The organism is Rhodanobacter sp. LX-99 (genome assembly GCF_018599185.1).
Lineage (GTDB): Bacteria > Pseudomonadota > Gammaproteobacteria > Xanthomonadales > Rhodanobacteraceae > Rhodanobacter.
The window spans coordinates 122530-147005 of sequence record NZ_JAHFVL010000004.1 but is presented as its reverse complement, the minus strand read 5'-3'; the positions used below and the strand labels follow the sequence as shown (position 1 = coordinate 147005).

General features: G+C 69.6%; 22 protein-coding genes and 1 tRNA gene. 3 read left to right on the top strand and 20 right to left on the bottom strand.

Annotated features, from left to right (window positions below; all coding sequences use genetic code 11):
- Positions 1 to 103: 103 nt before the first annotated feature.
- A complete protein-coding gene (locus tag KK131_RS17350) occupies positions 104 to 433 on the bottom strand; it encodes a hypothetical protein (RefSeq protein ID WP_214558114.1) in 330 nt (109 codons plus the stop codon).
- Positions 434 to 466: 33 nt separating this feature from the next.
- Positions 467 to 1831, bottom strand: a complete 1365-nt coding sequence (locus tag KK131_RS17345; protein ID WP_214558112.1) for a tryptophan--tRNA ligase — start codon at positions 1829 to 1831, stop codon at positions 467 to 469.
- Between the two features lie 159 nt (positions 1832 to 1990).
- Between KK131_RS17345 and KK131_RS17340 the strand changes: the two genes are divergently transcribed.
- Positions 1991 to 2320: a YegP family protein gene (locus KK131_RS17340; RefSeq protein ID WP_214558109.1), complete on the top strand. Its 330-nt coding sequence runs from the start codon at positions 1991 to 1993 to the stop codon at positions 2318 to 2320.
- Positions 2321 to 2370: 50 nt separating this feature from the next.
- On the opposite strand, the gene rocF is transcribed toward KK131_RS17340, so the two are convergent.
- The 8 genes from rocF to KK131_RS17300 form a co-directional block, all read right to left on the bottom strand.
- Positions 2371 to 3285, bottom strand: a complete 915-nt coding sequence (gene rocF, locus KK131_RS17335) for an arginase (protein ID WP_214558107.1) — start codon at positions 3283 to 3285, stop codon at positions 2371 to 2373.
- A 218-nt stretch (positions 3286 to 3503) separates the two neighbouring features.
- A complete protein-coding gene (locus tag KK131_RS17330) occupies positions 3504 to 3962 on the bottom strand; it encodes a DUF3617 family protein (protein WP_214558106.1) in 459 nt (152 codons plus the stop codon).
- A 542-nt stretch (positions 3963 to 4504) separates the two neighbouring features.
- Positions 4505 to 4744 (bottom strand): hypothetical protein, encoded by a 240-nt coding sequence (locus KK131_RS17325; RefSeq protein ID WP_214558104.1) that lies wholly within the window; start codon positions 4742 to 4744, stop codon positions 4505 to 4507.
- A gap of 197 nt (positions 4745 to 4941) precedes the next feature.
- On the bottom strand, positions 4942 to 5193 hold the full coding sequence (locus KK131_RS17320) for a hypothetical protein (RefSeq protein WP_214558102.1): 252 nt from the start codon (positions 5191 to 5193) through the stop codon (positions 4942 to 4944).
- Positions 5194 to 5337: 144 nt separating this feature from the next.
- Positions 5338 to 5413, bottom strand: a tRNA-Thr gene (locus KK131_RS17315).
- A 40-nt stretch (positions 5414 to 5453) separates the two neighbouring features.
- Complete coding sequence (locus KK131_RS17310; protein WP_214558101.1) at positions 5454 to 6119, bottom strand: SPOR domain-containing protein; 666 nt, start codon at positions 6117 to 6119, stop codon at positions 5454 to 5456.
- 53 nt (positions 6120 to 6172) lie between these two features.
- Positions 6173 to 6916 carry a type III pantothenate kinase gene (locus tag KK131_RS17305; protein ID WP_214558100.1) on the bottom strand — a complete coding sequence of 248 codons (744 nt, stop codon included), beginning with the start codon at positions 6914 to 6916 and terminating at the stop codon, positions 6173 to 6175.
- On the bottom strand, positions 6913 to 7902 hold the full coding sequence (locus KK131_RS17300; RefSeq protein ID WP_214558099.1) for a biotin--[acetyl-CoA-carboxylase] ligase: 990 nt from the start codon (positions 7900 to 7902) through the stop codon (positions 6913 to 6915). Before KK131_RS17300 ends, KK131_RS17305 begins: the two co-directional genes overlap by 4 nt.
- A 220-nt stretch (positions 7903 to 8122) precedes the next feature.
- Between KK131_RS17300 and KK131_RS17295 the strand changes: the two genes are divergently transcribed.
- Positions 8123 to 8446, top strand: a complete 324-nt coding sequence (locus KK131_RS17295; protein WP_214558096.1) for a hypothetical protein — start codon at positions 8123 to 8125, stop codon at positions 8444 to 8446.
- Between the two features lie 12 nt (positions 8447 to 8458).
- A complete protein-coding gene (locus KK131_RS17290; RefSeq protein WP_214558094.1) occupies positions 8459 to 9253 on the top strand; it encodes a M90 family metallopeptidase in 795 nt (264 codons plus the stop codon).
- Positions 9254 to 9263: 10 nt separating this feature from the next.
- On the opposite strand, the gene KK131_RS17285 is transcribed toward KK131_RS17290, so the two are convergent.
- The 10 genes from KK131_RS17285 to KK131_RS17240 all read right to left on the bottom strand — a co-directional run bounded on the left by KK131_RS17285 (position 9264) and on the right by KK131_RS17240 (position 24466).
- Positions 9264 to 10685 (bottom strand): ATP-binding protein, encoded by a 1422-nt coding sequence (locus KK131_RS17285; protein ID WP_214558149.1) that lies wholly within the window; start codon positions 10683 to 10685, stop codon positions 9264 to 9266.
- Entirely contained in the window at positions 10651 to 11343 is a 693-nt protein-coding gene (locus KK131_RS17280; protein WP_056391729.1) for a response regulator transcription factor, read from the bottom strand. The genes KK131_RS17285 and KK131_RS17280 overlap by 35 nt, the downstream gene beginning before the upstream one ends.
- A gap of 1 nt (position 11344) precedes the next feature.
- The gene (locus KK131_RS17275; protein WP_214558093.1) at positions 11345 to 11668 is read right to left on the bottom strand and encodes a hypothetical protein; all 324 of its coding nucleotides are present in this window, start codon (positions 11666 to 11668) and stop codon (positions 11345 to 11347) included.
- Positions 11669 to 11749: 81 nt separating this feature from the next.
- A complete protein-coding gene (dusA, locus tag KK131_RS17270) occupies positions 11750 to 12733 on the bottom strand; it encodes a tRNA dihydrouridine(20/20a) synthase DusA (RefSeq protein WP_214558091.1) in 984 nt (327 codons plus the stop codon).
- A 95-nt stretch (positions 12734 to 12828) separates the two neighbouring features.
- Positions 12829 to 14328, bottom strand: coding sequence for a hypothetical protein (locus KK131_RS17265; RefSeq protein ID WP_214558089.1), 1500 nt, complete (start codon positions 14326 to 14328; stop codon positions 12829 to 12831).
- Positions 14329 to 14397: 69 nt separating this feature from the next.
- A complete protein-coding gene (locus KK131_RS17260) occupies positions 14398 to 16029 on the bottom strand; it encodes a DUF6519 domain-containing protein (protein WP_214558087.1) in 1632 nt (543 codons plus the stop codon).
- Between the two features lie 10 nt (positions 16030 to 16039).
- Positions 16040 to 18274 carry a hypothetical protein gene (locus KK131_RS17255; protein WP_214558086.1) on the bottom strand — a complete coding sequence of 745 codons (2235 nt, stop codon included), beginning with the start codon at positions 18272 to 18274 and terminating at the stop codon, positions 16040 to 16042.
- Positions 18271 to 21390, bottom strand: a complete 3120-nt coding sequence (locus KK131_RS17250) for a putative baseplate assembly protein (protein WP_214558085.1) — start codon at positions 21388 to 21390, stop codon at positions 18271 to 18273. The genes KK131_RS17255 and KK131_RS17250 overlap by 4 nt, the downstream gene beginning before the upstream one ends.
- Positions 21387 to 24110, bottom strand: coding sequence for a putative baseplate assembly protein (locus KK131_RS17245; RefSeq protein ID WP_214558083.1), 2724 nt, complete (start codon positions 24108 to 24110; stop codon positions 21387 to 21389). Before KK131_RS17245 ends, KK131_RS17250 begins: the two co-directional genes overlap by 4 nt.
- Positions 24107 to 24466, bottom strand: coding sequence for a GPW/gp25 family protein (locus tag KK131_RS17240; protein ID WP_214558082.1), 360 nt, complete (start codon positions 24464 to 24466; stop codon positions 24107 to 24109). Before KK131_RS17240 ends, KK131_RS17245 begins: the two co-directional genes overlap by 4 nt.
- Positions 24467 to 24476 lie beyond the last annotated feature (10 nt).

The following is a 24476-nucleotide window of genomic DNA, read 5'->3' as shown; positions in this document are numbered from 1 at the left end:
CAGCTTGCCGTTTGCGTTTAGCTGCCTCGACCGCCATAAGTCACACCATGACTTGTGGCAGGTAGCTGCCCGTCCCGTGCGGGCATGGCGTGTTCGCGCCCGATCAGGATCGCCGGCGGCGGCCCCAGAGCGCATGGCGCAGCAGCATCGCCAGCACCAGCACCGCGGCGAACGCGCCGTAGCCGTACAACGCCGGCAGCACCTGCTGCCAGATCGCTCCGCTGGCGCGACCGAAGCCGTCGACCGTGGGCAGTTCGACCATGTCGAAGCCGAGCACCGCGCACTGCGCTGCGGCGATCAGCGCCAGCAGCAGGGCGGCGAAATCGAAAATGCGCCGGCCGGACGTGCGCGGCAGGCTCTTCGGGTACGCCCAGTAACCCCAGCACAGGATCAGCAGCAACGGCGCAAGCAGCAGGATGGCGAGGTAACGCATCGGTCGATCACCCGGAAAATTTGGCGCCGCGCATCATTCCTGCGCGGCAAGTTGATCCAGCGCTTCATGCAGCCGCGCCAGCGCGTCGTCGCGAGCCTGCTCGTCGCGATAGTCAGGCGTACCGGCGACCGCCTCGCCGTCCAGTTCCAGGCTCACGCCCAGCGGCCGGATCCGCAGCACGACCGCTGCGGCGCCCAATGCCTTGAGCTGCTTCTGCAGCGCACCGGCCGCCTTCGGATCGGCGAACGATTTCGACAGCAGCAACTCCTCGCCCTCCGCGGAAAACAGGCGAAAGCGGAAGTTACCATCGGCATCGCGGAAACTGGCGAAGCGCGGCATTTTGCCCTGCTTCGGCGCGGCCTTCGGCAGACCGGCACGTGCCGGCGCGGTGGTCATCGCACGCAGCCCGAGCACTTCGCGCAGGGCGGCGACCTTCGGCGCGGCGATCGCGCGCGCCTTCTGCGCACCCTGCTGCAGGATCGCCTCGATCGCGGCCGGGTCGGCCATCAAGACCTCGTAGCGCTCGCGCATCGGCGCCACGTCCGCCTCGATCCGCTCGTACAGCACCTGCTTCGCCTCGCCCCAGCCGATGCCGTCCAGCAAGGCCTGCCGGAACGCCGCGGCCTCGGCCTCGTTGGCGAACGCGCGGAAGATGGTGAACAGCGCACAGTCGTCCGGGTCTTTCGGCTCGCCGGGCGCTCGCGAGTCGGTGACGATGCGCATGATCGTCTCGCGCAATTGCTTCTTGCCGCCGGCGAACAGCGGGATCGTGTTGTCGTAGCTCTTCGACATCTTGCGGCCGTCGAGGCCCGGCAGCGTGGCCACCTGCTCCTCGATCAGCGCCTCCGGCAGCACGAAGAACTCGTGTCCGTGCAGGTGGTTGAAGCGCTGGCCGAGGTCGCGCGCCATCTCGATGTGCTGGATCTGGTCGCGGCCCACCGGCACCTGGTTCGCGTCGAACGCCAGGATGTCGGCCGCCATCAGCACCGGGTACATGTACAGGCCGGCGGTGATGCCGGCGTCGGCGTCCTCGCCCGCCGCGGTGTTCTTGTCCACCGCGGCCTTGTACGCATGCGCGCGGTTGAGCATGCCCTTCGAGGCGATGCAGGTGAGGAACCAGGTCAGCTCGGGGATTTCCGGGATGTCCGACTGGCGGTAGAACGTGACCCGCTGCGGATCGAGTCCGGCGGCCAGCCAGGTGGCGGCGATCTCCAGCCGCGAACGCTCGATCCGCGCCGCGTCGTCGCTCTTGATCAGAGCGTGGTAGTCGGCCATGAAATAGAACGCATCCACGTCGCTGCGCCGGCTGGCCTCGACGGCCGGGCGGATCGCGCCCACGTAATTGCCCAGGTGCGGGGTACCGGTGGTGGTGATGCCGGTGAGGACTCGGGTATTCATGCTGCGTCGCGCAAGGAAAACGCCAGTCTACGACATCCGGCAAAACGGCTCGACCGACCGGTCCATCGTCCACCACGGTCGGCGACGTCCCTTGCCAAAAAAATCACGTGGCCAAGTCCAGATTCTGCCGACCCTGACCATGGCAAGGAGATCCAGCTGATGAGCGGCAAGTTCACCGTGTTTGCCGGCAAGAACGGCGAGACCTACTTCAACCTCAAGGCCGGCAACGGCGAGACCATCCTCAAGAGCGAGGGGTACAGTGACAAGGCCAGCGCGCACAACGGCATCGAGTCGGTGCGCAAGAACGCGCCGGATGCGGCGCGCTACGAGAAAAAGACCTCGGCCAGCGGCAAGTTCCACTTCAACCTGAAGGCCGCCAACCACCAGATCATCGGCAGCAGCGAGATGTACGACAGCGAGCGCTCGCGCGACGCCGGCATCGCCTCGGTGATGGCGAACGCGCCGGACGCCAAGCTCGGCGAGGAATGAGCGTTTCGGCGCGATCCCGTCGGGTCGCGCCGAAACCCCGTCGACCCGCCTCAGCGGATCAGCGTGGACTTGCCGAACAGCGACTCGACCAGATCCACCGCCAGCTTCGCGGTCTGGTTGCGCTTGTCGAACGCCGGATTCAGTTCGACGATGTCCAGCGACGCCACGAGCCCGGTGTCGGCGAGCATCTCCATGCACAGCTGCGCCTCGCGGTAATTCGGCCCGCCGCGCACGGTGGTGCCCACGCCCGGCGCGATGCTGGGGTCGAGGAAGTCGACGTCGAAGCTCACGTGCAGGTGGGTGTTCCCGTCGATCCCGGCCAGCGCCTCCTCCATCACGCGTTTCATGCCGACCTCGTCGATATGGCGCATGTCGTGCACCTGCATGTTGGCCCCGCGCACCAGCCGCTTCTCGTCCTCGTCGACCGAGCGGATGCCGATGTAGCGGAACACGTCCGGCGTGGTCGCCGGCGTGCTGCCGCCCAGATCGGTGAGCCCGGCCGGACCGACGCCGCACAGGCAGGCCACCGGCATGCCGTGGATGTTCCCGGTGGGCGTGGCCTGCGCCGTGTTGAAATCGGTATGCGCATCCAGCCACAGCACGCGCAGCTGCTTGCCTTCGTCGTGGCAATGCCGGGCCACCGCCGAAATCGAGCCGATCGCCAGGCAGTGGTCGCCGCCGAGCATGATCGGCAGGCGCCCGGCCTGAAGTTCCTGGTGAACAGCCGTATAGACGGCCGTATTCCAGGCCACCACCTCATCCAGATGGCGATAGCCATGCTCGGGCGGCAACCACGGATTGAGGGGGCCCTGCAGATTGCCGCGATCGATCACCTTCAGTCCGCGACGCTCCAGTTTCTCTGCCAGGTTGGCCACCCGCAGCGCCTCCGGCCCCATCGCGGCACCGCGGTGGCCGGCGCCGATGTCGGTCGGCACGCCGATCAATGAAATGGTCTGTTTGCCCATGATCCGTGTTACCTGCCATGCGTCGCGGCAGCGTCAGGCCTGGGCCATCGCTCACCGTCAATGTCGGTACGGCGACTGGTGAAGGGTGGCGCCTTGCCACCTTCGGAGCGCGTCGCGAATGACCTGAAGTTTACCGCAACGGTCCAGCCGACGCCGGGGCGGCGGCCGGCAGCTTCGGCAAACGCCGATCATCGAAGATCGGCGCCGGCGGTTCCCGCTCAGTGCTTCTGCCGGCTGGCGGTGTAGTCGCAGCTGCCGGTGCGTTCGCCCGCATAGGTCATGTCCATGAGGACGCTCTGGCCGCCCATGCTGCTGTTCGCGTGAACGCTGCCCTTGATGCTGCCGTTGGGCAGCAACTCGAAGCGCGCGTCGCCGGTCATCTTCGGCGGATCGCCGCCGCAGACCAGATGGTAGCTGACGACATCGCCGACCTGCCGGTAGTTGCTGACGGTGCAATCCTGCTGCTGTTGCAGCATGGCGCGCATGTCGTGGTTCCTGGAGGTGCACACGTCCTGCGTGGTCGTGCGCGCAGGCATGTCCCCCGCACCCGGCACCTGCATTTTCATGGTGACGCTCACCTTCATCATGTTGCCGGAGTCCGACTGCGCCGAGGCCGTCGTGGCCAGCAGCGCGAACGCGCACAGGCAGCAGATGCGCATCATGGATGACTTGGGCATGGGCATTCTCCGGCTTGATTCGAACGTGATGCCACCGGATCGATGCACACGACCACGGCGGCCGCATCCACTGCAACCACACTGCCCAACCGGAACCGGCACATCGCTGGCTAGTGGAGTCCCGCCTGGCGACTTCGTGCCAACTCGTCCTCGCGCCGCGACCGCGCACCCGGGTTCCAGGACACCAGATCCCCGGTACCACGGGTCAGCGAAACTCCGGGCTCAGCGTCCCGAACGACCTTTCCAAGCAGCATCCCTGCAAACATCGACACTCCACGCCAGAAGGCGGAATGCACGAGTAGCGTTTGCATGTTGATCACCCCGAGCTGCCCCTGCGCAGCCGTCGGGTTGATCCTAGCAAGCTTTCACTTTACGTGCACATCAGCCGCCGGGCATCGGTCAACTGCGGCGAACCGGCCGGAAGCCGCTCACCGCTGGTCGCCCGTATCGCATAAGACTGAGACAACATGCGGAGTCAGGTTCATACGGTGCGCCACGACGATCATTGCAACAATGCCCGAGGCCGGCATCGGGTGAGCGGGTCAGGCAGCCGCACGCTGCGGTGCGGCCGGGCTCGTGTAGTGCACCAGGATGATGGTGAATTCCGCACAGACCATCTCGACACTGACCGTGCAACCGGAGTTGGCGTGCTTCTCGCGGGCCAGCCCGCGGGTCAGCCGGATCGCATGCGCGAAGCGCAGCCCGTCGTACAGCACCGCCTCCCCGCTGCAGATGCACCACAGGCCGTGACTGCTTTCCTTGATCGACAAAACCATGCGCATCGCCCCATCTCCCAGACCGAGAAACCGCCCGGAGTACCCATCCGTGCCCCCTGATGGCGGATGATCATGTGCTTCCGGTGTTTGCCCAGTCTGCCCAGCGCGGCGCTCCACGTATGTCGGCCTGCGCCTACGACTCACGTGCGTGGCTGCCCCGGGATCGCCCCGGCTTATCCATCTGCCCTTTCCGGTCGTACTGCTCAGCTGGCCTGGCAAAGGCTCTGCTGCTCCGGGTGCGGGACGCGGCCGTACCTGGCAAGGATGACCGTCTCCGAATACTCGCCGCGGTCGGCATCCGCTGCCTGCGCGTAAACCAGCACGCCGTCACGTTGTCCGGCCAGCATCTCGCCGCGCGTGCGCGCCAGCTGTTCCATGCCATGAAGGATGGGCTTGTCCGCGACGAAACCGCCGTCCACCTCGCGAAAACCCTGCACCACGTAAAGCGTACCCATGATGTGTCCTCGCGCGCGCTCGAAGGTCCGAGCGTGGACAAACCGAAGTGGACGAACCGCGATGGTCGCGTTAAGGCCGGTGCGGAGCATTCAGCCAAGGCCGTGCGAGTCGACCTGAAAGGCGGCCCAGGCGGATGGGTTTCGTGGTGCCGGCAGCAGGAATCGAACCCGCGACCTACTGATTACAAATCAGTTGCTCTACCAACTGAGCTATGCCGGCGAAGGTGAGGGATTCTAGCAGGCTGCATCCTGACGCGCGCTCAGAAGCAGCCGGTGCTGTGCGAGTCGATGCCGCCGGCGCGGACGTGGCTGCGCCAGTCGAAGTTGCCGCCGTCGGCGACCACCAGGTCCAGCCAGTATTCGGGCACGTTCTCGCTGCGCTCGCTCATGCGGGCGGGAAAGCCGGCTGCGGTGACTTCGTCGCGGCGCTTGCGTGCATTCGCCGGATCCTTGAACAGGCCCAGCGAGATCGTGTTGGGCTGGTCGCCGGAGCTGACCACGAAGTAGTCGTCGATGTGGCGCGCCGCCAGTTGCCGCGCCACCGCCAGCGCCTGCGCGCGGCTGCCGGCCGCCGGCAGGTAGACCCACCAGCCGCTGGTCTGGCTGGCCTGTTCCTGGCGCGAGCGCATCCGCGTGGCCTGCGCCGACAGCGCCTGGCGCGCGTTGCGCAGGTCCTGCGGGGTGGCGAACGGGCCCAGCGCGAGGCAGCTGTAACTGAGATTGCGCGATGGCGTCGCCGTCGCGGGCGCGGGCTGGGCCGCCGTCGTCGCCGGGCCGGGCTCCGGCATTTCCGACAGCAGGCGCAATTCCGCCACCCCCGGATCGCTGGGAGTGCCGCCGCGGGCATACGGCTGCCCCAGCAGCAGCCAGGCACCCACCGCGATATTCAGCGCGGTCAACAGTACGAACAGCAGACGCAGGAACATCGAACCCCCATCAACCGGCAGCAATCACCATTCTAAACGGGATGGCGCCGGCCTCACTGCGCGTTGGCCCACACGGCCAGGCCGCGCAGCACGCCGTCCTGGCTCAGCTTGGCCGGCAACGACAGCAGCGGGAGCAGCGGCGCGGCGTCGCCGCCGCCGAGGATCAGCGCGGGCGCCGTGCCAAACCGTGCCGCCGAGCGCGTGGCGAAGCGCTCCACCAGCGCAGCGGCCGCCTGCCAGCAGCCCGAGGCCACCGCGTCGGCCGTGTTGTCGGCCAGTTCCACGATCTCACCCGGCCGCTCCGGCCGCACCCGCGCCGTGGCGTCCAGCAGCGACTGCTGCATCAACCGCGGCCCCGGCGCGATCAAGCCGCCAAGGTGCCGGCCATCCGCCGCCAGCGCATCCAGCGTGAGCGCGGTGCCGACGCCGGCCAGCACGCACGGCGCGCGGCCATCGGCGTGCGCCGCGACCATCGCCAGGAAACGATCCACGCCCAGCCGCTGCGGCTCCGCATATGCGTTGCGCACGCCGCAGGCATGGGCCGGCGTGCGCAGCCAGGTCGGCGTGCAGGCGAACAGGCGTTCCGCCATGGCCGCCACCTGGGCTTCGCGCGCGGCATCGACGACCGACGCCGCGATCACCTGTTCCGGTCGCGGCAGGCCGGTCCAGGCCGACGCCAGTGCGATTGCAAGATCCTCCTGCCAGTCCACCGCGCCGCGCGCCAGCCAGCCATCCGGCTGCGCCTGCAGCGCCCATTTCAGCCGTGTGTTGCCGAGGTCGAGCAAGAGCCTGCTCATGCGCGGCGTACCGTGACGTCCGCGCTGTCGATCCCGCGCACGCTGCCGTCGGCCATGCGCACCTGCAGCGCACCGTGCGCATCCACCCCGGCGCCCAGGCCGTCGAACGTGCCCAATGCACCGCTCAACTGCAGCGGCTGGTCGCGCAGCAGGTCGCAGCGCGCATAGTCGGCGCCGAACGCGGCGAAGCCGTCGCGCTCGAACTGCCGCAGCCCCTCGACCAGCGCTGCGATCAATGCCGCCGCGGTGCGGTTGCGATCCGGCGGCGTGCCGCCAGCCAGGATGGCCAGATCGCTGGCGGGCTGGCCGGCCTGTTCGTGCAGCGCCGGCGTCAGCCGCAGGTTGAGGCCGATGCCGATGATCGCCGCGCACGGTCCCTGGTATTCGCCGCTCAGCTCGACCAGGATGCCGCCCAGTTTGCCGCCCGCCTGCCCGTCGGTGACGGCCAGCACGTCGTTCGGCCACTTCAAGCCGGCCCCGGCGATGCCCAGGTTCTCCAGCGCGCGCAGCACGATCACGCCGACGGCAAGCGACAACCCGGTCAGCGCGGCAAACCCCGACTCGAAACGCTTGAGGCAGGACAGATACAGGTTCAGACCCGGCGGCGACAGCCACTCGCGGCCACGCCGGCCGCGGCCGGCATGCTGGGTCTCGGCCAGCACGATGCTGAGGTCCGCCGCGGCGGCGCCGCGGCGCTGCAGTTCACTGGAAGTGGAGTCGAGCTCCCAATGCACCTCCAGCGCACCCAGCGAACGCGCCAGCGGCGCTGGCATGGCGGCGCGAATCTGCTTCGCGTCCAGCATCTGCAACGCCCACGGCAGACGGTAGCCGGCCGCACCGCGCGCCTCGATCGGCACGCCGCGGGCACGCAAGGCCTCGACCTGCTTCCAGATCGCCGCACGGGTCACCCCGGCCTGCGCGGCCAGGCCGGCGCCGGACAACGCTTCGCCTCCGGCAAGCAAAGCCAGCAACTGCGCCGGCTGCATCAGCGGGCCCCGGACACGGCAGCGGCGACGAGCCGGCGGCAACCGGAAAAGGAATCGTGGGGCGTATTGGGCATCGGCGGATTCTAGCCCGGGCGGCCCGCCCTGCGGCATCCGCCACCGGCCCGCGGCACGACCGCCGTCGTGGCGGCAGCACTGGCATGGCACCCATGTTTCTGAGACGATCAGGGTCTTCGCTTGCGGGTCAGGGAGTTCGATCGCCATGCGTGCCACCCATTGGCTTATCGGTTGCGCCTTGTGCATTGCCGGGATCGGCGGCGCCGCGGCGACAAGTGTGGACACCGCCCAGGACCTGGACGCCTCGCACGCCGCGCTCGACAGCGCCAGCCCCCACGACGGCAACACCAGCAGCGGCGGCGATGCGCTGGGGCTGACCCGCGACTGTCCGCCGGCCAGCAGCAACGACAACTCCGGCAGCACCTCCGGCAATGGCAGTGGTCGCTCCGGCGGCGCTTCCTCCGCGCCGACGCCAACCCGCCGGCCGCATCTGGGCTGGCAATCGCTGCTGCCTGGGTCGATCCAGTAAGCGCTCGGCGTCATGCCGGGGCATTGGTTGCAATCGCTGCGGGCGCGTTTCGAGCCGGCGCCGATAACCGACCCACTGTGGCGACGCGCACTGGCCGGCTGCCCGCTGGCACGCCGGCTCGACCCCGAACGGCAACAACACCTGCGCCGGTTGTCCGCCCTGTTCCTGGCGCGCAAGCGCTTCCATGCACTGGCCGGCGCCGTGCTGGACGACTACTGGCGCCTGCTGATCGCCATGCAGGCCTGCCTGCCGGCGCTGCAGCAGGGCGCCGCCAGCCTGCGCGGCTGGCGCGAGGTGCTGATCTACCCGGGCGAGTTCAAGGTGCGCCGCAGCCACCACGACGACCGCACCGGCGTGGTCACCGAGGGTGACGAGATCCGCATCGGCGAAGCGTGGGAACGGGGCCCGCTGGTGCTGTCGCTGGCCGACGTGCAACTGGACCTGGAGCAGCCGTGGGACGGCTACAACGTGGTCGTGCACGAGATGGCGCACAAGCTGGACATGCTCGATGGCCCGCCCGACGGCGTACCGCCGCTGGTGAACATCCCGCGGCGGCGCTGGATCCAGCAGTTCCAGCTGGCCTACGACCGCCTGGCCGCGATGCCGCAGGACAGCTGCGACAGTCCGATCGATCACTACGCCACCGAAAGCGCCGCCGAGTATTTCGCCGTGGTCAGCGAGCTGCATTACTCGCAGCCGGCGCTGCTGCGCGAGGCCGAGCCGACGATCGCCGAATTGCTGGAGGCGTTCTACGGCCGCTCGCCGGCCGAGGGCCGCGAGCCGGCCGGCTTCTGCCGCGCACGCTGAGAAACCGGACTCAGCTTGCCGGCAGGCTCACGTTGAAGCGTGCGCCGCCGAATTCCGGCGAACGGTCGACCACCAGTTCGCCCTGGTAGGCGTGCACGATGTCCTGCACGATCGACAGGCCGATGCCGTGCCCCTGCACCCGCTCGTCGCCGCGCACGCCGCGCTGCAGCACCTTCTCGATCTTGTCCTCGGCGATGCCCGGGCCGTCGTCTTCCACGCTCAGCCACAGGCCGGGCCGCTGCCGGCCGGCCTGGCGCTGCATCTTCACCACCAGCAGTACGCGGTGGCCGGCCCACTTGAACGCGTTCTCCAGCAGGTTGCCCATCAGCTCCAGCAGGTCGCCCTGCTCGCCGTAGAACACCGCGCCGTCCTCGATGTCGAATTCGCACAGCACGTTCTTGGCGGCATAGACCTTTTCCAGGCCTTGCACCAGATCCTCGGCGTGGCCGGCGATCGGCACCGCGCTGGCGAAGGTCTGGCGGCCTGACGTGGCGGCGCGCGACAGCTGGTAGGCGACCAGCTCGTTCATCCGCCGCACCTGATCGAGCACGCTGCTGCGCCGCGCCGCCTCGTCTCCCGTCGTCGGCGATTCCAGCTGCGAGCGGATCACCGCCAGCGGCGTCTTCAGGCTGTGCGCCAGGTCGGCCAGGGTATGCCGGTAACGCGTGCGCTGTTCGCGCTCGTTGGTGATGAAGGCATTGATGCGCTCGGTCAGGCCGGTCAGTTCCAGCGGGTACTGGCTGTCCAGTTGCTCGCTGTCGCCGCGCTCGACCCGGCTCATGTCGCTGGCCACCTTGCGCAGCGGGGTCAGGCTCCAGCGCAGCAGCAGCAGCTGCAGCACGATCAGCATCACGCCGAGGATCGACAGCCAGACCACCAGGGTGTGGCGGAACACCGCGCTCTCGCCTTCGAGCTGGTCCTCGGTCTGCGCCACCATCACGGTAAGCCGCACCGACTTCTTGTCCACCGTATCCAGCGCCACGCCGTAGCTGTAGTAGTACAGCCGGCCCATGCGGGTGTCGACCGGCCCCACGAACTGGCTCTGGCCCGGCTCCAGCGGCTTCAGGAAGGTGAAGTCGCGGCCGATCGCCGAGGACGACTCCCAGTGATAGCCGTGGTCGCCCAGCGCCACGGCGTACAGGCCGGAACCCGGCCGCGAGAAATTCGGGTTCGGCGAGGTTTCCGGCTGCAGCAGCTTGCCGTACCGGTTGACGTCGGTATTGGTGATGTACGCGATCGCGAAAGTCTCGAGCCGGTCATGCAGCGTGCGCAGCGCGCGCGCCTTGTTGGTCTGGGTCAGGGTGAGCCCGACCAGGCCGAGAAAGCCTGCCAGCACGAAGCTGGTGGCGATCGCCGCGCGCGCCGCCAGCGACAGCGGGCGGCGCGGCGACCTGCGCTCATTCGTCGTCGCCGTCGGTGCGCGGGATGGCAAAGCGGTATCCGCGTCCACGTACCGTCTCGATGGGTTTGAGGGTGCCTTCCGGATCCAGCTTGCGCCGCAACCGGCCGATGAACACTTCGAGCACGTTGGAGTCGCGGTCGAAATCCTGCTGGTAGATATGTTCGGTGAGATCGGCCTTGGAGACCAGCTCGCCGGCGTGCAGCATCAGGTACTCCAGCACCTTGTATTCGTAGCTGGTGAGGTCGACCAGCTTGCCCTCCACCGTCACCGTCTGCGCGGTGGTGTCCAGCTTGATCATGCCGCAGGCCAGGATCGGCTTCGACCAGCCGCTGGCGCGGCGCACCAGCGCGTTGATGCGCGCCAGCAGTTCCTCGACGTGGAACGGCTTCACCAGGTAGTCGTCGGCGCCGTACTTCAGCCCCTCGACCTTGTCCTGCCAGCTGCCGCGCGCGGTCAGGATCAGGATCGGATAGCGCTGGCCATGCTCGCGCAGCGCCTTGACCAGTTCCATGCCGGACATCTTGGGCAGGCCCAGGTCGATGATCGCCAGGTCGAACGGCACTTCGCGGCCGAGGTAGATACCCTCCTCGCCATCCTGCGCCGCATCGACGGCGAAGCCGTCCCGCTTCAGGCGTGCCGCCAGCGTCTCGCGCAACGGCGCCTCGTCCTCCACCAACAGGATGCGCATATCAGCGTTTCTCCTTGCGGCCCGCGTTCTTGGCGGGCAGATTCTTGGTTGACTGGGTAGATGTCGGATTCTTGCCCGATTCGGAAGAGACCACCATCACCTTGACGTGACCATCGGGAGTGAGCACCTTGATGCGGTACTCCTGCCGACGCCCGACCCCCCGCTGCTCGGCCGACAATATCTTGCCGCCGGTGTCCTGCTGCACCTTGAGCACCGCCTGGTCCAGCGTCACCGCCGACCCGGCCGCCTGCGCCAAAGCCGCCCCGGACACGCCGGCGCACAGCGATATGAACAGAGCAAGGATGAAGTTTTTGTGCGTTGTCATGCGTGAAGTTCCCGCCTGGCAGCTCCGAAACGTCCAGCCTAGGCAATCAGGCCTGAATACTGACCGGACGGACGGTAGCTGTCACGCTGCCGCCGCGCAGGGCGCCTGGGCCTGCTCCAGCAGGGCCCAGCCCGCGCCCGGCAGGTGCGCGCCCTCGCTGAGCGTGCGGCGGAACGCGCGCGCGCCCGGTTCGCCCTGGTACAGACCGAGCAGGTGCCGGCTGATGTGCTTCAGCGCGGTGCCGCGCGCCAGTTCGGCCTCGACGTACGGCCGCAGGTGCTGCAGCACGCTTTCGCGCGTGGGCAGCGGCTCGCCATGCAGCGCATGCTCGACCTGCGCCAGCAGGTACGGGTCGTGGTACGCGGCGCGGCCCAGCATCACCCCGTCCAGTTGCGCCAGGTGCGCCTGTACCTGCGCCACCGTGGTGATGCCGCCGTTGATCACTACCGCCAGTTCGGGGAATTCGCGCTTGAGCCGGTACACCCGCGCGTAGTCCAGCGGCGGCACCTCGCGGTTCTCCTTCGGCGACAAGCCCTTGAGCCAGGCCTTGCGCGCGTGCACCACCAGCACCTCGACGCCGGCTTCCAGCATCAGCTCGGTGAAGTGCTGCAGGCCGGCGTAGTCGTCCTGGTCGTCCACGCCGATGCGGCATTTCACCGTCACCGGGATGCCGACCGCATCGCGCATCGCCTTCACGCATTCGCCGACCAGCGCCGGTTCGTACATCAGGCAGGCGCCGAAGCGGCCCGACTGCACCCGGTCCGACGGGCAGCCCACGTTGAGGTTGATCTCGTCGTAGCCGGCCTCGGCGCCGAAGCGCGCCGCCTGCGCCAGTTCGTGCGGCTCGCTGCCGCCGAGTTGCAGCGCCAGCGGATGCTCCTGCTGGCTGTGCTCGAGCAGGCGCAGCTGTTTGCCGCGCACCAGCGCCGCGCTGGTCACCATTTCGGTATACAGCCGCGCCCGCGGCGTCAGCAGCCGGTGGAAGTAGCGGCAGTGGCGGTCGGTCCAGTCCATCATCGGGGCGACGGACAGACGCCAGGGTGACACGCAGGCGGAGTCGTTCATGCGCATAGTGTAAAGGCAGCGCGTTGCATGCCGAGGGTGGGTTGCCGGGCTGGCCAGGACCGTCGGCAGCGCAGTAAGGCTCCTGTCCTGGAAGCTCAGCCGCCCGCCGGCGCGGGCCGCTGCACCGTCAGCCGCAGCCGCCCCTTGAAGCCCTTCTGCGAAGAAAGCGGGATCAGGTAGCCTTCCGGCCGGGACTCGACCAGGGTGCCGAGCCCCTCGCTGGATTGCTCGTCGGCGAGCACGTAGCGCACGTTCCAGCCATCGCCGCTGCGCGTCGCCCGGACCACCACGGTATCGCGGAACAGGTATTCGCCCTCGACGTGCTTGTCCAGCCACAGCTTGTTGTCGATGGTGTAGCCGGTGGTCGACACGGTCAGCTCCACGCTGAACACGACGGTATTGCCGGAGGTGATCTTGCTGGTGTCGAGGAAGGCCGAGAACAGCACCGGCGAGCGCGGCGCATCCCGCCCGACGTTGTTCGGCCGCAGCAGTTCGTCAAAGCTGCGCAGCACGGCGCTGAAGGTATCGCGGCGACGCTCGGTCAGCCGGTAGCTGTTGGTGCCGCGCGGGGCCACGGTGGCCTCGAAGTAGTACGAAGCACGCACCTGCTTGCCGTCGTCCTTGGCCTTCTGCACCGAGGCCGGCAGCGGCAGCGCGTCCACCTCCAGCGCGCCGTCCACGCGCATGTCGCCGAACAGGAAGCGCACCAGGTTCTGGTAGCCCTCCTCGGAGTTGACCACGCCGTATACGCCGCTGTGGCTGCGGTAGGCGAAGGCGCGCGGCGCCTCGCTCACGGTGGCGTTGTCGATCTTCACCAGGCCGTCGCTCATCTCGCCGGCCAGCTTGCGCGACAGGCCGAGCGCCGCCTCGTAGTCGCGGTGGTTGGTGCCGACGAAGCAGAAGAAGCGCTGCGGATCGAACTTGCCGTCCAGCGTATCCACCCGCTCCGGCGCGCCTTTCAGGCCGAGGTAGCCGGCCATGTTCCTGCGGTTGAAGTTGTTCATGTCCCACAGGCCGAGCACCGCCGGCACGTTCATGCCTGCCATCTCGATGCCGTTGTGCGGCGTGGCGTAGGTGAACACCTTGTCGACCATGGCACGGTCGGCGCCGGTGCTGATCTTGTCGTTCTGCAGGAAGCTGCGGCACACCAGTCCGCCCATCGAATGGGCGACCAGGTAAACGCGGAACGCCTTTTTCCGCGCCGCATCGGCGCCGCAGACCTGGTCGCGCAGCTTGCGGATCAGGTCGCGCAGGCCGGTGGCGGCTTCGACGATCGACAGCACCTTGCCGTCGCCCAGGTCGGTATCGGCCGTTTCGTAGTAGCGATAGATGACCACGCTGCGCGCCGGCAGATCGCCATCGATCTCGCTGCCGTCGGCATAGACGTCGCGGTAACCGTAATCCTTCATCAACCGCACCAGCGGCGATTCGAACACGTGGCGCCGCACGGTGCCGTCCCAGGCCTGGCGCACCTTGGTGGAGCCGAGATTGAAGCCCATGTATGGCGTGGCGACGGTATCGGCGATCTCGTTCGCCGTCATCGCGTAGCCGCGGACGTAGATGAGCGGAAAGTACGGAGCGACCAGCGGTTCCATCACACGGACTCCTGACACGGTCGGTTTCGGGATGGTGCGGCGACACGGCCTCGCACGTCGGGCCCTGGCTCAGGCCGGCTTGGCGATTGCCTTCGCTTTCGCCCGGGTTCGCTTCGGCGCCGGCTTGGCCGAGGCCTTGGCCGTCGCAACCCGCGGCGCGAACACGGCGCGGCGGTCGTTCACGCCGGGCTGCCGGCTGCTGCCGGCCTGGATCAGCTCGCACAACGTGCCGAAGCGGCAACAGCATTCGTCGTAGTTGCCGCCGCCGGCCACGCCGAGTGCCGCGTAGTGATGCCGTCCGCGCGGCGGCAAGGCGGCAGGCGTGCCGTTCGCCGATGGCCAGTCGAGCTGGCCGTTGCCGGCCACCCGCGCGGGGATCAGCCAATAGTCGCCGGTGGCATACAGCCCGCCCGGTTCGAAGCTGATCTGGATGCTGTCTTCCAGCGCGATCGGCGCACCCTCGGCCACGGCCAGCACACCCTGCGCATTCACCGCCTCGCGCTGGTCCCAGCGGCGCAGCAGCGGATGCCGGCGCGGGTCGTCGTCCAGCGGCCACGGCGTGGTGTTCTTCGGCACGTTCAGGGTGACACCGCAGCTTGCCAGGTCGACCGCGATCACCTGCAGCAGCGGATACGCGCGCTGCCCCAACGTGTAGCGGTCGTCGACCAGTTCGACCCAGTCGTTCGCCGCCAGCCCGAGCCGGGCGTCGCGGCCGAGCCGGGCCAGCGTCACCGCCAGCTGCGCGCTGCCGTCGTCCGCCGTCGCGCCGAGGTCGCTGCGCGTGACCGGAAACACCACCGAGCCGTTCTCGCGCGACCACTTGAAGCTGGCCGTGCCGGCCAATCCGCCCTGGTGGATCTCGACCCGGTACAGCTGATTCTCGCAGCCGCGGTAGCGCGCGTCGGCGGCGATCACGCAGGGGTCGTTGTCGGATTCCTGTGGACCCAGCTCCGCGCGCAGCCGCGGCAGCGCGTACGCCGCGCGCGCACCGAGCAGTTGGCGCACGGTCGCACAGGGTGAAGCGTTGGCCTGGTCATTCCCGTCGAGGCTCTTGCGCAGTTTGGCCACCTCGGCGATCTGCTGCTTGATCGCAGCAATGTCGGCCGGATTGCCGGCAGCATCCTGGCGCGTCTTCAGTGCCGCGGTGACGTCGTCGAGCTGCTGCTGCGCCCGCGGCTGGTCGAGCATGCGCAGCTGCCACACCACTTGCGCACGCGAGGCGGTGTCGACGCCGTCCAGCGCCGCGTCGGCGATGCCCGGCGCCTCCACCGCGCACAGGTGCCGCTCCCACACGTCCAGCCACAGTGCGAAGCCTTGCGGCGGATTCTCGAAGCCGCTCTTGCCGTCGGCCACGCCGTAGTCGGGCGTGGGCGCGTTCGGCTGCTGCGCGAGGGTGCACGCGGCCTCGTTCACGCACAGGATGCCGTCGACGTAGAAGTGGCCCGGCGCCAGCTGCCAGTCGGTCAGCGGCAGCGGCTTGCTGCTGCCGTCCGCGTTGGTGGTGCTGCCGGTGATGGCGAAGCCGCTGCCCGCGGCCCAGCACGGACCGACCAGGTCGCGCACCAGGGTGCGCAGCAGGTGCAGCTGGATCTGCGCCTGTTCGTTCCAGTCCGCCTCCAGCAATACGCGGCCCTGTTGCTGGAACACCTGGCTGTAATGCAGGGCCGGATCGAAGCTGACGCGTGCGAAGTCGCCTTTCATGGTCGATCTCCTAATTCGCAAAAAGAATGCCGGCGTCCGTGCCCGCCGGAACGTATTCCTGCAGCCGCGCCGCGAGGTTGTCCTCACGCTGCGGTTCGTACAGGCCGTGGTAGACGCCCATCGCCGAACGGTCGGACGCGCCGCGGCGGATCTCCGCACAGCAGCCATCGGCCAGGCGCAGGTAGTGCGGCGAGCCGTAGCGCCGGCTGCGGAATTGCGGCACCACGCGAAGCCGCTCGTGCGCACGCTGCTCCGGTGCCACCGCGGCCAGCGCCAGATCGGGCTGGCAGTGGAAGCGGCGCGGCGTGCGCGAACCGTCGGCCACGTAGCAGAAACGCACGCAGCCCTGCTGCCGGCGCAGCACGCGCAGCGGGCTGGCGAAGATCGAGTCCTCGGCCAGCGCGATGCCGTGCGCCTGCACTTCGCCGATCACCGTGCAGCGGTGGAAGCTGGCCTCGACGTACGCCACCGCCTCGTCCGGCGCGCCGAGCGCCACGCGCTCGGCGCCGGTGGCGTCGAGGATGCTGTCGCACAGTTCCAGCGGCGGCGGTTCGCCGCGCCGCTCGGGGCTGACCACCGCGATGGCGCCGAGGATGCTGTGCTCGACGCGCAGCGCCGCGCGCGTACCATCGAGGGTGACGCTGGGCTCGCCCGGACGCTTCGGGTCGCAGTCGCAATGCAGCGCCCAGCCCGGCACCAGGGTGCAGTGGCGGATCAGCAGCTCGCACAGGTCGTCGTCCGCGGCGGCCTCGTCGCCCGGCCCGTGCACCTCGATGCCGCGGCCCACGATCAACAGGCCGTCCAGCAGCACGCGGCTGCCGGCGCGGCCACTGACGCCGAGTGCGTCCGGCTGGCTGGCGCGCACGTCGAGCAGGCGCAGCACCGGCCGCGTGCGTTCGGCCGCGCGCAGCTGGACCGCCTCGCCCGCATCGAGCTGCAGGTCGATGCTGCCCTCGTACACGCCGCTCTCGGCCAGCTCGATCACCAGCGCGCGCAACGCCGGCGTGGCCGCCTTCGCTCGCGCCCACGCCGCCAGCGCCTCGGCGATGCTGCCGAAATGGCCGGCGGCCCCATGGCCGCTCGCCGCGCGATCCGGCAGCGCGGCATGCACCACGTAGCGGGTGGCGCCTTCCAGCTCCGGCGTGATGCGGGCGTATTCGCCGCCGCCGAGGTCGGCGGCGAAGCCGTACTGATACGACACCCACACGCCGCGCTTCGGCCGCTGGTTGGCCGGGAACATCAGGCGGCCGCGTTCGGGATCGATTGCCATGCGCCCGCGCTTCACCTGGCCACGCCAGCCGGACAAATCGGCCGGAACCAGCAGCTCGCGCGGCACCGGCACGCCCTGGCCTTTCGCCGGCCAGTCCGGCGCCCACACCTGCACGCTGCGGCCGTCGCCATAGAGTTCGGCCGACACGCTGGCGTAATCGGCCAGCGGGCCGCGCTCGGCGAAACGCCAGCGGCGCAGCGGCAGTGGCAGGTTGCGCTCGTCGGCGATGTGCGTGGGTTCGGTTTCCACGACCGGGCGCTGGAACAGCGGCGCGTCGTTGCCCAGCACGCTGAAGCTGAAGCACTGCGGGCCGCGTTCCTCGATGCAGTACGCCGGCGTGCAGGTCACCGGGTAGCTGCGCAGGCGGCAGGCGAACACGCCCACCGCGGGGATGTTGTGGCGGCCGCGCCGATGAGCGCTGCCCATGCGCCGCACGTCGACGCTGTGGGCGAACGGATCGAACGCGCCGTCCGCCCAGCCGAGCCGTTGCAGCCGGTCGGGATCGCGCAGGTCCGCCGTGCCGCCGCGGTGCGGATGCCGGTGGTCGAGATGCTGCATCCAGCCGAGCCGGCGATAGAACTCCACCGCGCGCGCCGGCCAACCGGCCGCGTCGCGGGACAGGTCCTCCAGCAGCGACAGCGTGCCCTTGCGCCGGCGCGCGTCGATCGTGTTCGCCACGTCGGCGCGCGGCGCCAGCACGCGGCCGAGGCTGGCGTCGCGGCGACCGTCCTCGCCCAGCGTGGCCGCTTCGGGCAACAGGGCGTAGCCGAGCAGGTCGCCGATATACGGCACCACCCAGTCGTCGCAGGTCTCGATGAACCAGTTGTCGTACAGCCGCGCGATGTCCTGCTCCAGCACGTCGGCCTGGGTCGCCAGCACGCGCAGGAAATCGCGCAGCGGCCAGCCCTGCTCCGCGTCGCGCATGCGGTAGACCACCGGCAGCAGGTCGTACAGCCGATCCGGGCGCGCAGTCATGGCGTGGCCTCCTGCAGCAGCAAGGTGTCGGGGACGTTCGGCGGCAGGTAGGCGAGCTGCGCCGGGCGCAGCGCGCCGTTGTCGTCGTAGCGGGCAGGCAGCACCTGCACGCGCGGCGACACCGTCGTGGCGATCGTGGTGGCGGCGTGGGTCGTCAACGAGGCGCCATCGCCATGCTTGTCGTTGTCGCCGCCGGCACCGAAGCCCGCCAGCAGGGTCGCTTCGTCGAGGCTGCCGAACGCGTCCACGTCGACCCACGCCACGCCGCGCACCGCCTGCATGCAGGCGACCAGTTCGCTGAGGTAGACGGCCTGCGCCAGCGTGCGCCGCTCGAAGCCGAACGCATCGAGCAGCGCCGCGCGCACCGCCGGTTCCACCGACTCCCACGCGAAGTCCGGCAGCAGCCCCACCTTCGCGCTCACGGTCAGCGCCAGCAGCTCGCGCACGTCCAGGCGCACGGGCAGCGACGGATCGCCGTAGCGCTGCAGCGCCTGCAGCAGGTTGCGGTAGAGGTCGGAGGTCGGGTCGATCGGCGCATCGGCCGCACCGGCGATGGTCACCTGCACCAGGCGGCCCAGCTTGACCGCCGCCGCCTTGCCGACGCCGCCGAAGCTGCGCGCGAAGTCGGCGTAGTCCGGTACCGAGACCAGCCGGTCCAGTGCCAGCACTGCCAGCGGCACGTTGCGGCGCGCCTGGTCGCGCGTCTCCGCGTCGGCGCCGCCGGAGGCGCGCAGCGGGTTGATCACCTCCTTGACGCCGAGCGGCCGGGTCGCCAGCAGGCTGACCTGCCCCGCGCGCACGTTGCCCGGCGTGCCGATGCCGTTGCGATACGTCGCGACGACGTTCTCCACGCCCGTGGGCAGGCGCGCACCGTGCGTGCCGTCGCCGAACTTCACGGTGGTCTTGCCGTCGTCGTCGCTGGCGGTGACGAAGCTGCGGTCGTTCGCGCCGGCGAAGGCGAGGTTGCGCGTCTCGTGCCATTGCAGGTCGTTGACGCGCAGCGTGAGCGTGCCCTGCACGCCGTCCACGGAGGCGGCGGAAACGTACGTCAACGGCGGCTGCTTCAGCACGAACGCCTGCATCGGCAGCGCGCCGTTGCCGCTGCCGAGCACCTCGCGACGGCTCTCGCCGTGGGTGGCGCGCACTACGTTCGCGTGGATGGAAACCGTGTCGCGGCGATAGGTGTAAGCCAGGCCCGCGTTGGCGAACACCAGGGTGCTGTGCACGGTGTCGCCGGGCAGGTTCGCATCCACGCCCTGCTCCACCGCGGACAACATCACCAGCTCGGCGGCCGCCACCGCGTCGGTACCCGGCACGTCGCCGCGCTGTCCTTCGACGATCACCCAGCGCCCGGCCTTGAGGCCATCGACGGCCGTGTCGAGGGTAAGCCGGGTGGCGCTGTCGCCGGTCGTACGCGGCGTACCGTCATCGGCGACCCGGCCGATCGTGTCGGCAATCGCCAGTTCGGCCAGCGGCAACGGTTCGCTCTGCGCATGCACCTGCGTGCCGCGCAGCATCGCCATGTCCGGCGCCCGCCACACGGGCGGGCCACCGCCCGTCGACGAATCGTCCAGCACGATGTCGGTGGTCTTGCCGCTGATGCCGTAGTCGCTGCGCGGATGGATCCGCACGCTCTTCGCCTTCGCCACCACCGGCACGTCATCAGTGCTCGGCTGGATCAGCAGATAGCTGCCGGCAAGTACGCCGTCGTAGGCGTTGTCCAGTTGCACGCGATCGTCATCTTCGGCCGCCGCCCAGTCGCCGTCGGGCCTGGACACATATGGCACCGTCGCCTTGGTGTCGGCGTCCGTGTTCAGGCCCAGCCCCATGATGTGCGGTGCGTTGTAGCCGAACAGCGGCGCGGACACGCGCAGCGCATGGACGCCGCTCAGTGCCGGCGAAGGTTCGCCTTGCGGCACGCTGGTCCAGGCGCGGTAGAAGTTGTCGGCCAGCCGCGCCTCGAAATTCAGCAGCAGCTGCGGTCGCACGTCGCTGGCCTTGCCCAGCGCGCTGGCGATGTTGCGCTGCAGGCTGAAACGGCTGGCCGGCTGCAAGGTCGGCGTGAGCGTCAGCGCGCCGAACAGCGCGCCGAAGCCGCCCGGCGGTCCGGCGGACGGCGGAACCGCGCCGAACGCCGCGTCCACCGCGCTCTTGAAATCGTCGACGGCCGGCGGACCGGCCGGAATGCCATCCAGCCGGCGACTCATCAGTGCGTCGAAGCTGCCGCCGTTGTCGCCGCCCAGCAGCAGATCCCTGCGCGCGGATTCGATGCCTTCCAGCCATCTTTCGCGATGGGGTCCGGCGGTCGACGCATTCAACGCAGCGATCGCCTTGTTCGCCGCCGCCACAATCGCCACCGTCGCCGCATCGACCGGCTGCAGCAGCACCTTGCTGTGCCCGCCCCGCTGCTGCACTTCGACCGACTGTACCAGGCGGATCGCCGGCACGCCGGCCGGCAGCTCACCGAACAGGAACAGCAGGCGGTCGTTCGGCTTCAGGCCGGTGGTCGTGCTCGCGACCCACAGCGCATCGAGCGCGGCCGCGTTGTCGAGCGTGATGTTCTGCGGCCGGGTCAGCCGCGGCTGCAGCGCGTTCCATTCGAAGCGCGCGTCCAGCGGCTCGGCGGTCTCGAAGGTCTGCATCTGCTCGCCGGGCGCGGGCACCGACTGCGCGCGTGCACCGGCGGGGATGGTCACCGGCGGCGAATCCTTTTCCACGGTATAGGCGAGGTAGACGCTGGCGGCCACGCCGGGGCGCAGGCGGTAGTCGACCAGCCGCGCCAGCTCCAGCACCGAGCGGCGTTCGGTGGCGGTGCGCAGGTAGCCCTCGTTGGCGATGCGCTCCTGGTAGAACGTGAGCACGTCGGCGCCGACCGCCCAGGCGTCGAGCAACGCCATCGCCGGATCGTCGGCCTCGCGCGTGCGCAGCCCGGCCAGCGCCGGCAGCGCGGCGTCGCTGAGGTCGCGCTGCATGGTGGCGCGGAAGTCGGCATACGTACCGACGCGATAGCCCAGGCTGTCCAGTCCCGGCCGGTTGTACAGCGGCAGCGGCGTGCCGGCGACCGTCCCGCAACCGCAGGCGCAGGCATGCCTGCCACAGGCGCTACAGCAGCTCATCGGCCACCTCCCAGCGTGAACGCGATGCTTCCGTGGTCGGGATGATCCGGATCGTTGTCGACCTGGGCGATTTCGCGTGCGGCGAGATGCAGCACGCCATCCTCGGGCACGCCCTCATCGCCGCCCTCGGCGCGGGCCAGCGTGGTCACCTCGACGTGGGCGACGCCGGCGATCGACTGCGCCTCGGCCAGCAGCGCGCTGGCGAACACCGGCGCGCCCAGCTTGAGCCGATCCGGATGGAAGAGGCCGGGCGTGCCGTCGCGGCGCAGGTCCGAACTGAAGCGGTCGCGCAGTTCGGCCTCGACGTGGGCGACGAGGAAGTCCGGCAGCACGCAGACGAACAACGCGATCCGCAACGGCACGTAGCAGGCCGCATGCACCTCGACGTCGTGGCCGATGCGGCGATAGCGCTCCAGTCCGTATTTGATTTGCCGCGCCAACCCGTCCGGCAGGTTCTCGTGGCCCAGCGGGTCGACCATCACGTCGGCTGCGTACCAGCTGCCGCTCCATTCCAGCGCGGCGGCGGCACCCTGCAGCTGCGGCGCCTGCGCGGCGAAGCTCGCGTAGTCGTCGGCGACGATCGCGCGCAGCGGCTTCGCACGGAACGCGCCGGGCGCATACAGCTTCACCTCGGCCAGGCTCTCCGGCGCGGTGCCGCCGCTGGCCGGCAGCGGGTTGCGCGGCTGCAGCTCGGCGGACAGCACGCCCGACTTCAGCGCCAGCCACACGATGCTGTCGCGCCCCGCGTTGCCGGCCGGGCCGTTGCCGATGCGCGAGGCGGCGCGGAAGAAGTCGCCGGCCTGCGGTTGCGCGCCCAGCACGCCGTCGCCGAAGCGCAGGTGCGCGGCGCCGTCGTCGTCGATCTCGACCACGAAGTGGCGGTCGTCCTGGCCGCTTTTCAGCAGGTCGTAGCGCGGCTGCCACCGCCAGCGCGGGTCCGGCGTGCCGGCCACCAGCACGTCCCGCAGCGCGCCGCCGTAGACGGCAAGCTGCGGCAGCGCCCGGCGCGGGTCGCGCGACAGCAGCTTGCATACCGGCGCCTGCGGCGGCAGCGGCTCGGCCCAGGTCAGCGGCATGTCCGGCAGCACGTGGCCGGTGTCGGACGGCGGACGGCGCACGTCCTGCACCGCGCCATCGCAATGACAGCAGCCGTACTGCGTGCCGCCGGGCACCAGCCAGCAGTCCTCGGCCAGCGTGCCGCAGCGCGTGCAGGCATCCGGCATCGCGGCGAGCGCGGCGGCGAGGCCGGGATAGTCGCCGTCGCTACCCGCCGGTATGCAGATCGCCGGCGAAACGCATCGCCCGCGCACGTGTTCGCCATGGTCGACCAGCAGCACGTTGCCGCGCGCCAGGCTGACGTCGTGCAGCCACGCACAATCCGGCGCCGGCGTGCGCACCGACAGGCACAGGTCGAACGGCAGCGCGTCGCAAGGATCCCACGCCACTTCCAGCAGCAGCGTTCCGTCGAGCGGATCGACGGACGTCCGGACGTCCGTGAGGCGCACGGCATGACGATGGGCGGGATCGGCATCGGCCGGGTTGCCGGTCTGCGGGCCCAGCACTTCCTCGAAGATCAGCAGGTCGCCAGCCACGAGTTTCAGCGCGCGTTGCGGCGCCGTGGCCGCGGCGGCATCCGTCGCCGCCGATGGTGCCGCTGCGGACGTGTCGACCAGGGTCGCGCGCGTGCTGCCGCGTGGCAGGCAGCACAGTTCGTCGCCCCAGGTGTGCAGCCGGATCGCGCTGTGCGCGGCAACCACGTCGAACGTGGCTGCGCCATCCAGCGGCATCGGCTCGTAGATCAGCGCACCTTGCGCACGCGCCGCGTCGAGCCGGGCCGCGTCGATCACGCCGGGTTGCGGATGGCCCTGCCCCGGCGGCGGCACCAGCAGCAGCAGGTTGGCCAGTTCGAGGCTCAGGTCGCTGCTGCTGGCCAGCGTCACCAACGCGCGCGCATTGCAGCCCTCGTGCATGCGGTAGTCGACCAGCCGCGCATGCCGGCGCACCGAGATGCGCTTGCGCGCGGTGCCCAGGCAGGCCTCGGTGGCGACCGCGTCCTGGTAGTAGCTGAGATGGTCGGCGGTGTACGCCAGCGTCTCCACCAGCGCGATGCCGATGTCCGGCACATGACGCTCCTGCCATGCCGGCATGTCCAGCGCGAGGCGGTCGAGGAACAGCTGGCGGAAGCTGGCGTAGTCCTTCGCCAGGTAGTTGATCTCCGGCGCGGGCGACGGCGGCGACACGCACGGCGCCTCGTCGGCGCAGTCCAGCGTCTTCGCGCAGTCCAGGCGGAAGTGCAGCGTGGCGCACGCGTAGCGCGGATCGAAGCCCGGATACGCCATCCAGCCCGCCGCGTCGTTGCCGGAGGCCGCACCCACCAGGCACACGCAATAGGCCGTATGGTCGCCTTCGCGGTCGAGCACCACGCGCAGGCAGGCGTCGTCGTGCAGCTCCGGTTCCAGCTCGGGGTTCACGCTGAGCACGCGCAGGCCGGTGATGCGGTCGCCGCCGCTGATCCGCACATTCGCCACGCCGAGACCATGCGGAATCTCGCCGAACAGGTGCACGCACAGGCTCACGCCGTCGTCGCCCACCTCGACGTAGTCGATGCCGTTGAGCGTGCCGGCCAGCCGCAGCTTCTCGCGCCGCGCCGGCACGCTGCAGGCCGGCAGCGGCGCGCAGCCGATCGTACCGAGACTCGCATGGACGTTTGCGCGGTTCATGGCAGGCTCCGCACGAAGCTGTCGCTGCGCGTGTCGCCGCTGGCGCGCACGGTGTAGCTGAGTTCGACGCGCAAGGTGGAATCCTCGCTGCTGACTTCGAGCGTGCCGACGTCGATCACGTCGCCCAGCCAGCGCTGCAGCGCCGCCTGCAGGGTGAACTGCAATGCGGCGGCCAGCTCCGGGCTGTTCGGCGCAAACACCAATTGCAGCAGGCCGCTGCCGAAGTCGGGCCGGTTCACCCGTTCGCCCGGGCTGGTGAACAGCAACTGCTCGATCATGTCGCGCACGTGCTCGTCGTCGCCGGTTTCCGCGGTGCGGCCGCGGTTGTCGAAGTGGAATGGGAAGTCGAGGTTCATCATGACGTCC

Bases quoted from the DNA above. Each gene is read 5' to 3' on its own strand.
- KK131_RS17350 (WP_214558114.1), bottom strand. From the start codon at position 433: ATGCGTTACCTCGCCATCCTGCTGCTTGCGCCGTTGCTGCTGATCCTG.
- KK131_RS17345 (WP_214558112.1), bottom strand. From the start codon at position 1,831: ATGAATACCCGAGTCCTCACCGGCATCACCACCACCGGTACCCCGCAC.
- KK131_RS17340 (WP_214558109.1), top strand. From the start codon at position 1,991: ATGAGCGGCAAGTTCACCGTGTTTGCCGGCAAGAACGGCGAGACCTAC.
- rocF (WP_214558107.1), bottom strand. From the start codon at position 3,285: ATGGGCAAACAGACCATTTCATTGATCGGCGTGCCGACCGACATCGGC.
- KK131_RS17330 (WP_214558106.1), bottom strand. From the start codon at position 3,962: ATGCCCAAGTCATCCATGATGCGCATCTGCTGCCTGTGCGCGTTCGCG.
- KK131_RS17325 (WP_214558104.1), bottom strand. From the start codon at position 4,744: ATGCGCATGGTTTTGTCGATCAAGGAAAGCAGTCACGGCCTGTGGTGC.
- KK131_RS17320 (WP_214558102.1), bottom strand. From the start codon at position 5,193: ATGGGTACGCTTTACGTGGTGCAGGGTTTTCGCGAGGTGGACGGCGGT.
- KK131_RS17310 (WP_214558101.1), bottom strand. From the start codon at position 6,119: ATGTTCCTGCGTCTGCTGTTCGTACTGTTGACCGCGCTGAATATCGCG.
- KK131_RS17305 (WP_214558100.1), bottom strand. From the start codon at position 6,916: ATGAGCAGGCTCTTGCTCGACCTCGGCAACACACGGCTGAAATGGGCG.
- KK131_RS17300 (WP_214558099.1), bottom strand. From the start codon at position 7,902: ATGCAGCCGGCGCAGTTGCTGGCTTTGCTTGCCGGAGGCGAAGCGTTG.
- KK131_RS17295 (WP_214558096.1), top strand. From the start codon at position 8,123: ATGCGTGCCACCCATTGGCTTATCGGTTGCGCCTTGTGCATTGCCGGG.
- KK131_RS17290 (WP_214558094.1), top strand. From the start codon at position 8,459: ATGCCGGGGCATTGGTTGCAATCGCTGCGGGCGCGTTTCGAGCCGGCG.
- KK131_RS17280 (WP_056391729.1), bottom strand. From the start codon at position 11,343: ATGCGCATCCTGTTGGTGGAGGACGAGGCGCCGTTGCGCGAGACGCTG.
- KK131_RS17275 (WP_214558093.1), bottom strand. From the start codon at position 11,668: ATGACAACGCACAAAAACTTCATCCTTGCTCTGTTCATATCGCTGTGC.
- dusA (WP_214558091.1), bottom strand. From the start codon at position 12,733: ATGAACGACTCCGCCTGCGTGTCACCCTGGCGTCTGTCCGTCGCCCCG.
- KK131_RS17265 (WP_214558089.1), bottom strand. From the start codon at position 14,328: ATGGAACCGCTGGTCGCTCCGTACTTTCCGCTCATCTACGTCCGCGGC.
- KK131_RS17260 (WP_214558087.1), bottom strand. From the start codon at position 16,029: ATGAAAGGCGACTTCGCACGCGTCAGCTTCGATCCGGCCCTGCATTAC.
- KK131_RS17255 (WP_214558086.1), bottom strand. From the start codon at position 18,274: ATGACTGCGCGCCCGGATCGGCTGTACGACCTGCTGCCGGTGGTCTAC.
- KK131_RS17250 (WP_214558085.1), bottom strand. From the start codon at position 21,390: ATGAGCTGCTGTAGCGCCTGTGGCAGGCATGCCTGCGCCTGCGGTTGC.
- KK131_RS17245 (WP_214558083.1), bottom strand. From the start codon at position 24,110: ATGAACCGCGCAAACGTCCATGCGAGTCTCGGTACGATCGGCTGCGCG.
- KK131_RS17240 (WP_214558082.1), bottom strand. From the start codon at position 24,466: ATGAACCTCGACTTCCCATTCCACTTCGACAACCGCGGCCGCACCGCG.